The sequence below is a fragment of the Nocardia sp. NBC_01009 genome, from assembly GCF_045208035.1.
In the GTDB taxonomy this organism is placed as follows: domain Bacteria; phylum Actinomycetota; class Actinomycetes; order Mycobacteriales; family Mycobacteriaceae; genus Nocardia.
Map to the genome: position 1 here is coordinate 134,492 of NZ_CP108695.1, position 11,379 is coordinate 145,870.

The 11,379-nt window shown below is 64.6% G+C and carries 11 protein-coding genes; all 11 read right to left on the reverse strand.

Annotation, left to right across the window (positions count from 1 at the left end; translation table 11 throughout):
- The gene (locus tag OHA42_RS00410) at positions 1 to 1,242 is read right to left on the reverse strand and encodes an MCE family protein (protein ID WP_406233567.1); all 1,242 of its coding nucleotides are present in this window, start codon (positions 1,240 to 1,242) and stop codon (positions 1 to 3) included.
- Positions 1,239 to 2,468, reverse strand: a complete 1,230-nt coding sequence (locus OHA42_RS00415) for an MCE family protein (RefSeq protein WP_406238952.1) — start codon at positions 2,466 to 2,468, stop codon at positions 1,239 to 1,241. Before OHA42_RS00415 ends, OHA42_RS00410 begins: the two co-directional genes overlap by 4 nt.
- Before the next feature lie 11 nt (positions 2,469 to 2,479).
- The gene (locus OHA42_RS00420) at positions 2,480 to 3,748 is read right to left on the reverse strand and encodes an MCE family protein (protein ID WP_406233569.1); all 1,269 of its coding nucleotides are present in this window, start codon (positions 3,746 to 3,748) and stop codon (positions 2,480 to 2,482) included.
- 1 nt (position 3,749) lies between these two features.
- The gene (locus OHA42_RS00425) at positions 3,750 to 4,769 is read right to left on the reverse strand and encodes an MCE family protein (RefSeq protein WP_406233571.1); all 1,020 of its coding nucleotides are present in this window, start codon (positions 4,767 to 4,769) and stop codon (positions 3,750 to 3,752) included.
- Positions 4,770 to 5,846, reverse strand: coding sequence for an MCE family protein (locus OHA42_RS00430; RefSeq protein WP_406233573.1), 1,077 nt, complete (start codon positions 5,844 to 5,846; stop codon positions 4,770 to 4,772).
- Positions 5,843 to 7,192, reverse strand: coding sequence for an MCE family protein (locus tag OHA42_RS00435; RefSeq protein WP_406233575.1), 1,350 nt, complete (start codon positions 7,190 to 7,192; stop codon positions 5,843 to 5,845). The genes OHA42_RS00430 and OHA42_RS00435 overlap by 4 nt, the downstream gene beginning before the upstream one ends.
- A gap of 34 nt (positions 7,193 to 7,226) precedes the next feature.
- A complete protein-coding gene (locus tag OHA42_RS00440) occupies positions 7,227 to 8,015 on the reverse strand; it encodes an MlaE family ABC transporter permease (RefSeq protein ID WP_406238953.1) in 789 nt (262 codons plus the stop codon).
- A gap of 81 nt (positions 8,016 to 8,096) precedes the next feature.
- Entirely contained in the window at positions 8,097 to 8,858 is a 762-nt protein-coding gene (locus OHA42_RS00445; RefSeq protein ID WP_406238955.1) for an MlaE family ABC transporter permease, read from the reverse strand.
- A 44-nt stretch (positions 8,859 to 8,902) separates the two neighbouring features.
- Positions 8,903 to 9,979, reverse strand: a complete 1,077-nt coding sequence (locus OHA42_RS00450; RefSeq protein ID WP_406233577.1) for an ABC transporter ATP-binding protein — start codon at positions 9,977 to 9,979, stop codon at positions 8,903 to 8,905.
- A 276-nt stretch (positions 9,980 to 10,255) separates the two neighbouring features.
- Complete coding sequence (gene rplL / locus OHA42_RS00455) at positions 10,256 to 10,630, reverse strand: 50S ribosomal protein L7/L12 (protein ID WP_328406566.1); 375 nt, start codon at positions 10,628 to 10,630, stop codon at positions 10,256 to 10,258.
- Positions 10,631 to 10,695: 65 nt separating this feature from the next.
- Positions 10,696 to 11,241 carry a 50S ribosomal protein L10 gene (gene rplJ, locus OHA42_RS00460; protein WP_406233579.1) on the reverse strand — a complete coding sequence of 182 codons (546 nt, stop codon included), beginning with the start codon at positions 11,239 to 11,241 and terminating at the stop codon, positions 10,696 to 10,698.
- Positions 11,242 to 11,379 lie beyond the last annotated feature (138 nt).

Below are 11,379 nucleotides of genomic sequence, written 5' to 3' on the forward strand. Positions count from 1 at the left end.
TCACCGCTTCGGCGTGACCCCCAGCAGGGTGGCCATCTGAACAGCGATCGGGTTGAGGTTCAGCTTTTCCGGGTCGGTCTTCGGGTTGGAATCCCACGGCTGCACGATGCTCGGGTCGGCGAGATCGGCCCGAGCGCCACCGCGCACCGCGGTCGGATTACCAAACGGCACAGTGCATTTCGCGTCCCGGTTGAACGGGAACTCATCACGCGTGTCGTCGAAATCCGGATTCTCCCGCTTCATCTGCTCGAGGATCCGCTGGGTCCCCTCGTAGCCCAACGTGCACGCAGGCGGGTTATTGGCTTCGAGGACGAGACCGAAGTGGGTGGTGCCGTCGCCGGGGGCGGTGGAGGAGGCGCCGATGGACAGCGACGGCAGCATGATCAGCAGCGGCCGCAGCGCGTAGAACTTCGGCGAGATGGACTGCAACAGCTGGCGCAGATTCGCCAGGTCCTCGGTCAGTGCGGGGCCACTCTCGCTGAGCAGCGCGCCGATCTGGTCACTTGCGTCCGTTCCCGTCCCGATCAGCCTGCGCAGATCGGGGTCGCTGGAACGCAGCTGAGCGGTCAGCAGATCGAGGCCATTGCTGAATCGGCGGATCGCGCCGTCCTGCTCGGCCTGGGTGCCGAGCGCGATGCGGCCGTCCTTGATCAGCTGAATCGTTTGCGGCAGTGTCTCGTTGAAGGTGACGGTGAATTTGTTCAGCGAGTCGACGAAAACCTGCAGATCGTCACCCTTGCCATTGAATGCCTTGCCGAGCTCGGTGACGGTGGTGTTCAGCGCGGCCAGGTCGACCGAGCTGGTGAACGAGTCCACACTGCCGATCAGTTCCTCGATCGATACCGGTGTCGTCGCCGAGGTGATCACCGAGCCCTCGCGCAGATAGGGACCGCGATCGGAATCGGGCTGCAGGTCCAGGTACTGCTCGCCGATGGCGGAGCGGTTGGCGACGACAGCCTTGGCCGAGGCCGGGATGTCCGGCGAGCTCGAGTCGATGACGAGGTTCATCACCACGCCCTTGTCGGTGAGCTCCAGATCGCCGACCCGGCCGACCGGAACGCCGCGGTAGGTCACCTCGGCGCCCTTGTAGATGCCGCCGGTCTGCGCCGTCTCCACCTTCACGGTGTACAGACCGAAGCCGAGCATATTGTCCAGGCGGATGTACTTGGCGCTGACGAGCACCACACCCACCACCGCGACCACGACGAAGAGGATCAGCTGATTACGGACAAGGCGGGTCATCGCGGACCACCTCCCACACCGAGTTGGTCGAGAATCGCACCGAGCGGATTCGTCGGCGGCGCAACGCCGTTCGCGGGCGCGAACGCCATGTTCGGCGGCAGCGGCAGGATCGAGACCGTGGGCCAGCCCGGTCGCGGACCGTTCCCGTTGTAGTACGGGTTGGTCGGGTTGATCACCGGCGTCGGGCCCGTTTTCGGCGGGATGTACACCGGATCACCCTTGCCGACGCCGAGATTGCTCAGCGTCACGCCGATCTGCTGGTCCACCGACAGCCAGGTGTTCACCTGACCACCGAAGGTGCCCTCCAGCGTCGAGTCGGGGAACGGGTAGGTCGGCACCAGCGGCAGCGCCGTGACCAGATCCGGCGCCGCGCGGCCGAGCTCCTGCAGTGTCGGACGCAGTGCACGCAGATCGGTGATCAGATCGTTCTTCGAGCGGTCCAGCACCTCGAAACCGGCCTGGCCGACTCGATCGAGCTGGGCCAGCATCGAAATCAGCTGCGGGCGTTGCTCATTGAGGATCTTGATACCCTCGGGCAGTTCGTCGAGGATCTTGCCGATCTGATCGGTCTGGGTGGCCACCCGGCCGCTCAGTGTCGCGAGGCCATCGATGGCCCTGGTGATGTTGTCGACCTGCGCGTCCAGTCCTGCGATGAGCGTGTTCGCCTGATCGAGCAGCGAACGCACCTTGTCCTCGCGGCCGCCCAGCGTCCGGTTCAGCTCGGTGACGATGGGCTGCAGCTGCGCGACGCCACCACCGTTGAGCAGCAACGACATCGCGCCGAGCACCTGCTCGATTTCGGTGGCGTGCCGGGTATTGGCGACCGGGATCACCGAGCCGTCGGTGAGCTTCTTCGGGTCCGGATCCGCAGTGGGCCTGGTCAGCTCGATGAATTTCTCACCGAGCAGATTGGTCTGCTTCACCTCCGCCTTCGCGTTGGCGGGCAGCTCGACCGAGGAGTTCACCAGGGTCCGCACGCTCGCGGTCCACTGGTCCTTGCCGATGACGATCTCCTCCACCCGACCCACCGGCACGCCTTCGAGCTTGACCGCCGACTGCGGCACCAGGTCGAGCACATCGTCGAACTGGATGTCGATGTGCATCGGGTGCGCGCCGACATCGGCGCCACCCGGCAGCGGGACGCTGTAGATGCCGTTGGAGGCGCACGAGGCCACCAGCAGGCCGACCGCGCTCAGCGCCACGGCCGCTGCGCCCCTGCGAATCATGTTGCGGCTCATCACCGGCCACCTCCCTGCGACGGCGGAAGCTGATCGGACGGGGTGCCCGGCACGGTCCCCGGCACCGGGGCGCGCTGCTCGTTCTCGCCACTGAGGATGCCGAACGGCAGGATCAGCGTCGGCGTCTTCACGCCCGCGGTGATCTGGTCGGTGATCTCCTTGCAGTGGTCGAGCAGCGGTCGCATCTGCTTGCCGATGGCCTCGAACTTCGGATCGCCCGGCATCAGCTTGCTCAGGTCGAGCATCTTGCACACCGCACCGAACGGATCCTGCAGATCGGTGAAATTGGTGCGCATGTCGAGCGTGCCCGATTCGCCGTTGTGCACATTGATCAGATTGCTCAGCGCCAGCGGCAGCACCGGAAGCGCGGCGGCGAGATCATCGCGCTTGTCGGCGAGGGTCTTGGTGAGCTCGGTGAGCGCCTGCGCGTTGTCGGCGATCAGGTCGCGGTTGTCGGCGATGAACCGGGCGACATCGCCGAGGCCGACCGACAGCAGGTTCAACGCTTCACCGAGGTTCTGCCGTTCGCCGGCGAGGAACCCGGACAGATCCGCGAGCTGCGCGTTGAATTGACGCACCTGCGAGTCGTTCTGGGCCAGCATGGTCACGAAGCTCTGCAGGTTCTTGACGGTGTCGAAGATGTCCCCGCGCGCGTCGGACAGGTAGCGCGCCGCCCGCGAGAGCTGCGTGATGCTGTTGGCGAGCGCCTCGCCGTTGCCTGCCAGGTTCGCCGCCGACGTGCGCACCAGCTCGTTCACCGCGCCTTCGGCGTTGGCGCCGTTGGGGCCCAACGCATCCGACAGCTCGGTGATGCTCTTGTACAGCTGGTCGACCTCCACCGGGGTGACCGTGCGGTCCCGCGGAATGGTCGCGGTGCGGCCCATTTTCGGCCCGCCGGTGTACACCGGCGTCAGCTGGATGAATCGGTCGGAGACCACCGAGGGGGTGATCTGCGCGGCCTTGGCGTCGGCGGGCACGTCGTATTTCCGGTCGACATCCATGACGACCCTGACCTGGTCGCCCAGCGGCTCGACCGAGGCGACCCGTCCCACCGGCACCCCGAGCACCCGCACGTCGGAACCCTCGTAGATGCCGACCGATCGATCGAAGTAGGCGGTGATCTTGGTGGTGGTCATCCGATCGAACAGCCACCACAACACACCCGCCGCCAGCAGGGCAGCGACCACCACCACGGCGATGGCCGCCTTGGTGCCGCGACTGGAGGACCGCAGTGCGGTCAAGGGCTCACCGCGCCAGCTCGTCGCCATGTCAGTTACCTTCCAGAGGGCCGAAAGAACGCACCGGCGGCCGATCACCGGGAATTTCCGGCAGGCCCGGCGGAAGCAGGTTGACGACCACCGCGTCGAACCAGCGACCGGTACCGAGCACGTTGGCGTAGAGGCCGTAGAACGGCGCCGCGAGTTCCAACGTCTTGGAGATGTTCTGCTGGTTGGCATTGAGCAGGTCGATCGAGGCCTTCAGATTGGTCAGGGCCGGGCCGATCTGCTCCTGGTTGTCGTGTACCAGCGCGCTGAGCTCGGCCGCCACCGTCTTGGCTCCGGTGAGCAACTGCGAGATCGACTGCTGACGAACATTGAGCTCGGTCAGCAACTGCCCGCCCGAGGCGAGCAGCCGCTCGAACTCGGCGTTGCGATCCGCGAGCACCTGGGTGGTCTGCTTGGTCGCGGCGAACATCCGCTTGAGCTCCTGGTCGCGCTTGCCGAGGGTCTCCGAGAGCCTGGCGACACCATCGATGGAACTACGGATCTCCGGCGGCGTGGTAGCGAAAGCCTCCGACAGCACCCGCATGCTGGTGGCCAGCTGCGCGGTGTCGATCTCGTCGATGTTCTTTGCCGCATCACTGAACGCATCCACCACGTCGTACGGAGAAAGCGTGCGCGACAACGGGATTCGCTTGCTCGGATCGGCGGGCTTGGAGCCCTTCGGGTCCAGCGCCAGGTACTTCTGCCCCAGCACGGTCTTGATCTGGATGGAGGCGGTCGTCTCGTTGCCGACCCAGGCGTCCTTGGTGCGGAAGTCGATGAGCACCCGGTCACCGGCCAGCCGGACATCCGACACCGCACCGACCTTGACGCCGGCGATGCGGACTTCGTTGCCTTTCTTGATGCCCGCCGCCTCGGAGAACTCGGCGGTGTACTTGGTGCCTGCGCCGATGATCGGCAGCCGGTCCAGGAAGAACGCGGAGATCGTCACCAGCAGCACCATCACGAGGCCGAGCACACCCATGAATGCGGGGCTGCGCTTGCCGAGCAGGATCCGGTCGTCCATCTAGCGGCCCTTCCCGTGGCAGCGCGGCGCGGCGTTGGTGTAGAGCGGCTGGTTGATCGTCGGCATCCCGGCCGGGAGGTTGAGCTGCGGCGCATCCGGCACACCCGGCCCGACGACGATGTCGATACCGCACAGATAGAACTGGAACCACGAGCCGTAACTGCCGACGCGGCCGAGCTTCTCCATCTTGATCGGGAGGTTGTGCAGCACCTCGTTCACGTCGTCCTTGCGCTCGTTGAGGGTGCCGGTGAGCTGGTTGAGCCCGGCAATCGAACCCTGCAGCGACGGCCGGGTCGGGACAAGCAGATCCGAGGTCGCCGAGGCCAGGTTGCCCAGCGAGGTCACCGAACGTCCGATGGTGTCACGCTCGGCGGCGAGCCCGCTGACCAACGCCTCGGTATTGACGATCAGCTGGTCGAAGTTGTCCTCGCGCTGGTTGACCGTTTCCAGCACGGCGGTCAGGTTCTTCACGAGTTCCCCGATGACGGCGTCCTTGTCCGCGATCTTGTTCGTCAGGCTCGCGGTGCTGGTCACCAAATCTTTGATGGTGCCCTGCTCGCCCTGGAACACCTGGATTATCTCGAAGGACAGCTTGTTCACGTCGTCGGCGGTGAGCGTGTGGAACAGCGGTCGGAAGCCATTGAACAGCGTGGTCAGATTCAATGCCGGACGCGTCTTCTCCAGCGGAATCGTCGCGCCTTTGTTGATCTTGCGGCCCTGCTCGCCTGCCCCCTGCTCGAGCGCGATATAGCGCTGGCCGACCAGGTTGCGGTAGCGGATGGTCGCCGTAGTCGAGGCGGGCAGCCAATTGCGGTCGGCCAGTTCGAATTTCACCTCGGCCAGCCGCTTGTCCACAATCGAGACGTCGGTGACCTTGCCGACCCGCACACCCGCGATGCGCACCTCGTCGCCCGGGTTCAGCGAGGTGACATCGGTGAACCTGGCCTTGAACTCGGTACCGCCACCGCTGTAGTTCGCGATGGACAGGCCGAGCACTGTGGTCGCGAAAAGGGTGACGATGACGAAGATGATCAGCTTGGTCAGCGGCGATCCCACGCCACGCAGCTTCTGTTTCATCGCACGCTCACCTCACTTCCACGGAATGCCGGCGCTCCGATCCGAGTCACCCAGCTGGGCACCTGTTCCGGCGAAACATCGTTGGCCGCACCGTAGATCGCGCCGAGGGTCTGCTGCTCCAGTGGCGAATTCGCCGTGGTCGGCGCACTGCCTGCCGGGTAGACACCGAACTGCGGAGTCTCCAGGTATCCGGTGTTCTGGTCGCCGGGGTTCCGGCTCGGCACCTGATACGAACCCTCATTGGCGGAACCGCCGGTGTACTGACCGGGGTCGACGCCGAGCGGGTACTCCGGAACGCACCACGGCCCCCTGGTGTCCAGCCAGCGCGGCTCGTCCTGGTTGGGCAGATACTTGCCGCGGGTGTTGACCAGTTCGATGGTCACCCGCGAGCCGGGCCGATCGGTGCCTTTGCCGAAGAGGCGGTCGATGCGCGGCTTCATCTTCGCGAAGTTCGCCAGCGCGCACGCGTAGGTGGGCGAGTAGGTCGCCAGCAGTTCGAGCGCGGGCCGGGAGTCGACGGCCAGATCGATGATGTTGTCGTGGTTGGCGAGGAAGAAGTCGGCGGTGGTGGCCGCGGTGGGGGTCAGCGAGGCTATCAACGTGTCGATCTGCGAACGCTTCTGCACGATGGTCGCGTTGGTGGTGCGCAAATTGTTCAGCGCGTCGATCAGCTGCGGCGCGGCATCGGAGTAGGTCGCGGCCACGTCGGCAAAGCTCGCAAGATCCTGCTGCAGATCCGGCATCACCACGTTGACCTCGCGGAAGATGTTGTCCAGCTTGTCGATCGTCTCGCCGAGCGCAAGACCCTGACCCGACAGCGCCTGCGACAGCGAGCCGAGGGTGGCGGCCAGATCCTGCGGCGGAATCGCCTGCAGCAGCGGCAGCAGATCATCGAGCAGCTTGCTGATCTCGATCGCGTTGCCGCTGGTGTCCTGGTGCAGGGTGACGCCATTGGTCAGATGCTGGGCGCTGGGATCGTCCGGGATCACCAGATCCACGTACCGCTCACCGAACAGCGTCTTGGGTAGCAGCCGGGCCGTCGCGTTCACCGGAATCTGTTCGGCCTTGCCGGGATCCAGCGCCAGCGCCAAGGTCACCTTGCCGCCCTCGGACTGGCTGGAACGGACTTCACCGACATGGACGCCGCGGACCTTGACGTCCGCATTGCGGGTGAGCGCGTTGCCGACGCTGTCGGTGATGAGGTCGACCTCGACGGTCTTCACGAACTGCTTGTTGTAGATCGCGATGGTGGTCCAGAGGAACAGCGCGCAGATCACGAAGAACGCGATACCGAGAACCCGGACCCGCACCTTTTCGGTAGACCGCCAGGCTTGAACGGAACTCATGACCGAGCCTCACTTCGCTCGCCACGGATGCGGCTCATCCCGCGACCCGCACCGTCGTGGTTGTTCCCCAGATCGCCAGGCTCAGGAAGAAGTCGAGCACATTCACGAGCACGATCGCCGCACGCACCGCCCGGCCGACCGCGACACCGACGCCGGCGGGACCGCCGGTGGCGTGGAAGCCGTAATAGCAATGCACCATGATGATCACGAACGCGAATACCAGCACTTTGAGGAACGAATACAACACGTCCTCTGGTGGTAGGAAAAGGCTGAAATAGTGATCGTAGGAACCGCTGGATTGCCCGTTGAACCAAATGCTGATCATTCGCGATGCCAGGAATGTGCCGAGCAGCCCGACGATGTACAGCGGAATGACCGCGAGGAATCCCGCGATCACACGGGTAGAGACCAGGAACGGCACGCCCGGCACCGCCATCACCTCGAGCGCGTCGATTTCCTCGGAAATGCGCATCGCGCCGAGCTGGGCGGTGAAACCACAACCCACCGTTGCCGATAGCGCCAGCGCCGCCACCAGCGGCGCGATCTCGCGGGTATTGATATAGGCGGTGAGGAAGCCGGTCAGCACCGAGCTGCCGAGTGAGTCGAGCGCCTTGAAGCCCTGCAGGCCGACCACGACGCCGACCGAGCCGGACATGAACACGATGACACCGATGGTGCCGCCGATCACCGCGAGCGCGCCGCTGCCGAAGGTCACCTCGGCGAGCAGCCGCATGACCTCCTTGCGGTAATGCACCGCGGTCCGCGGAATCCAGGCGATGGCGCGGGAGTAGAACGACATCTGCTCACCGGCGCGATCGACCATGTTCAGTGGCATACGCACGATTTCGCCCGCCCGGCGGGCAGTCTTGGCCAGGGCCGGGCTGCGGTAGGAAGTGGCCACGGGTCAGGCGCCCTTGGCGGGGACGACCTGGAGATACACCAGGGTCAGCACCAGGTTCACGAAGAACAACACCAGGAACGTGATCACCACCGATTGGTTCACCGCGTCACCGACTCCTTTCGGGCCCCCTTTGGGATGCAACCCCTTGTACGAGGCAATCACGCCGGCGAGCAGACCGAACACGAGCGCCTTGATCTCACCGATCCACAGGTCCGGCAACTGCGCCAGCGCGGAGAACGAGGCCAGGTAGGCGCCCGGCGTACCGCCCTGCAGCAGCACATTGAAGAAATAGCCACCCGCGATGCCGACCACCGACACCAGACCGTTGAGCAGCACGGCCACCAGGGTCATGCCGAGGACACGTGGCACCACCAGCTTCTGGACCGGATCCACGCCGAGCACCTCGAGCGCGTCGATCTCCTCGCGGATGGTGCGCGAACCGAGGTCGGCAGCGACCGCCGAACCGGCCGCGCCCGCGATGATCAAGGCGGTGACGACCGGGGCGGCCTGCTGCACGGTAGCGAGCACGCTGGTTGCGCCGGTGAAAGATTCAGCTCCCAGCTGCTTGATCAGTGAGCCGGTCTGTAGCGCAACAACTGCGCCGAAGGGGATTGCCACCAGTGCGCTCGGCAAAATCGAAACACTCGCGATAAACCACGACTGCTCGATGAATTCGCGCAACTGGAAAGGCCGCTTGAACGTCTTGCGCAGCACGTCGATAAAGAGCGCAAAGATGTTGCCGGCCTGGGCAAACCCTGACTCCATTGGAGTCCGCAATCGCGCCAGGGTGGAGTTCACGATCGCAGATGTTACCCGTTAGTTGTGTTGTGGCGCACGGTTGTGTCGTATGTGCCACCTTGATAACCTGCTGGGTCGCCGTTGTTATAGGTCAGTACCTGCGTGTCGTCGTTCTCCGCAAGTGACTCACGAATCGCAACCTGCGCCTGGTGCGGCAGGGTGTGCATGATCTCGCGGACCCGCTCCTTGCGACGATGCACGGCCTGTCGCACCGGCATGCCGGGCTCGGCCTTCATCTGCGGGATGATGCCCTCGACCTCTTCGGCGCCGCCGTGGTGATGGCCGGCGTCGACGAGCGCCTGCTCGCGCGCCATCTGCGCCTCGTCCTTTTCCTCGCTCATACCGATCGGGCCGATCATGCGGCCGTTGAGGAACTGCTTGACCACGGGCTCGTCGCTGGTGAGCAGCACTTCGCGCGGGCCGAACATGACCAGCTGACGGCGGAACAACATCCCGATGTTGTCCGGCACCGTGCGCGCCAGGTTGATGTTGTGCGTGACGATCAGGATCGTCGCGTCGATCTGCGCGTTGATATTGAGCAGCAGCTGGCTCAGGTACGAGGTGCGGACCGGGTCGAGGCCGGAGTCCGGCTCGTCGACCAGGATGATCTGCGGGTCCAGCACCAGGGCGCGGGCCAGGCCCGCTCGCTTGCGCATACCGCCGGAGATCTCGCCGGGCAGCTTGTTCTCGGCCCCGAGCAGACCGGTCAGCTCCAGCTTCTCCATGACGACCTTGCGGATATCCGACTCGGACTTCTTGGTGTGCTCGCGCAGCGGGAAGGCGACATTGTCATAGAGATTCATCGAGCCGAACAGCGCGCCGTCCTGGAACAGCACGCCGAAGAGCTTGCGAATCTCGTAGAGCTCCTTATTGGAGCACGTGGTGATGTCGGTGCCGCCGATATAGATGGAGCCTCGCTCCGGGCGCAGCAAACCGATCAGCGACTTGAGAAAGACGGACTTACCGGTACCCGAGGGACCGAGTAGGGCGCTGACCTCGCCCGAGGGCAGTGTCAGCGAGACGTCCTGCCAAATTCGCTGTGAACCAAAAGACTTGGTAACACCCTCGGTCCTGACCTCGACGCCCACGCCAACCTCCACAATTCTCAGCGAGCAGCCCACCGGCGTACCACGCAATTCGGCTGTCGCGGTGTGTCGCATCACAGTGGGTTCGGTCACTGTAACCCATGGGCGAGACGCGGCACACCCCAACCTGACTGAAGAGTAACCCCGAAACGCTCACGATAATCGCACCACGGTCGCGTGCGTTCGGACAAAGCAAACGGGCGGCCCCCAATGGGGACCGCCCGTTCGGCGAAGTAGTCGCAGGCGACTGCTCGCGGGTTACTCGAAAAGACGAGCGAATTACTTGACGGAGACCTTGGCGCCGGCCTCTTCCAGCTTCGCCTTGGCAGCCTCGGCGGCGTCCTTGGCGACCTTCTCCAGGATCGGCTTCGGGGCGCCCTCGACCAGGTCCTTGGCTTCCTTCAGGCCCAGGCCGGAGACGATCTCACGGACCACCTTGATGACCTGGATCTTCTTGTCGCCCGCACCCTCGAGGATGACGTCGAACTCGTCCTGCTCTTCGGCGGCCTCGACCGGCGCGGCGCCGACAGCGGCGACGGCGACCGGAGCAGCGGCGGTGACCTCGAACTTCTCTTCGAACTTCTTGACGAAGTCCGACAGCTCGAGCAGGGTCATGTTGCCGAAGGTCTCGAGCAGTTCGTCAACGTTGGCCATAATGTTGTTCCTTTCGGTAGTTGATGTCTATGAGGGCGAGCCGCACGCGAATCACCCGCACGGGGTTATTCAGCGGCAGCGGTTTCGCCACCAGCTTCGGCCTGCTTCTTCTCCACGAGCGCGGCGGCAAGGCGAGCCACCTGCGATGCGGGAGCGTTGAACAGACCGGCGGCCTTCGCCATGTTGCCCTTCATGGCGCCTGCCAGCTTGGCCAGCAGCACCTCGCGGGACTCGAGGTCGGCGATCTTCTCGACCTCGGCTACCGACAGCGCATTGCCGTCCATGTAGCCGCCCTTGATGATGAGCGCCTTGTTGTCCTTGGCGAAGGTCTTGATGGCCTTCGCTGCGTCGACCGGCTCGCCCTGAATGAAGGCGATGGCGGTCGGTCCGACGAACAAGTCGTCCAGGCCTTCGACGCCCGCTTCCGCGGCCGCACGCTTGACCAGGGTGTTCTTGGCGACGGAGTACGTGGCGCCCGCGCCGAGCGCGCGACGCAGATCGGTGAGCTTGCCGACCGAAAGACCACGGTATTCCGTGACAACGGTGGCGGTCGAGCTCCTGAACTGCTCCGCAATCTCTTCGACCGCAGTGACCTTCTCGGGTTTTGCCATACTTCGCCTCCTCTCTGGATGTCGGTTCGTATATACGAACTACCAAGCACCAGGGGCCAGCGATAAAGCAAACGCCCCGAACGCAGAGCGTTCCGGGGCGCAATACAGGATCGACCCGAGTAATACTCGGACCAATTC

Coding starts and splice junctions, on each gene's coding strand:
- OHA42_RS00445 (WP_406238955.1), bottom strand. CDS start 8,858: ATGGAGTCAGGGTTTGCCCAGGCCGGCAACATCTTTGCGCTCTTTATC.
- OHA42_RS00435 (WP_406233575.1), bottom strand. CDS start 7,192: ATGAGTTCCGTTCAAGCCTGGCGGTCTACCGAAAAGGTGCGGGTCCGG.
- rplL (WP_328406566.1), bottom strand. CDS start 10,630: ATGGCCAACGTTGACGAACTGCTCGAGACCTTCGGCAACATGACCCTG.
- OHA42_RS00420 (WP_406233569.1), bottom strand. CDS start 3,748: ATGGCGACGAGCTGGCGCGGTGAGCCCTTGACCGCACTGCGGTCCTCC.
- OHA42_RS00430 (WP_406233573.1), bottom strand. CDS start 5,846: ATGAAACAGAAGCTGCGTGGCGTGGGATCGCCGCTGACCAAGCTGATC.
- OHA42_RS00410 (WP_406233567.1), bottom strand. CDS start 1,242: ATGACCCGCCTTGTCCGTAATCAGCTGATCCTCTTCGTCGTGGTCGCG.
- OHA42_RS00440 (WP_406238953.1), bottom strand. CDS start 8,015: ATGGTCGATCGCGCCGGTGAGCAGATGTCGTTCTACTCCCGCGCCATC.
- OHA42_RS00425 (WP_406233571.1), bottom strand. CDS start 4,769: ATGGACGACCGGATCCTGCTCGGCAAGCGCAGCCCCGCATTCATGGGT.
- OHA42_RS00415 (WP_406238952.1), bottom strand. CDS start 2,468: ATGATTCGCAGGGGCGCAGCGGCCGTGGCGCTGAGCGCGGTCGGCCTG.
- rplJ (WP_406233579.1), bottom strand. CDS start 11,241: ATGGCAAAACCCGAGAAGGTCACTGCGGTCGAAGAGATTGCGGAGCAG.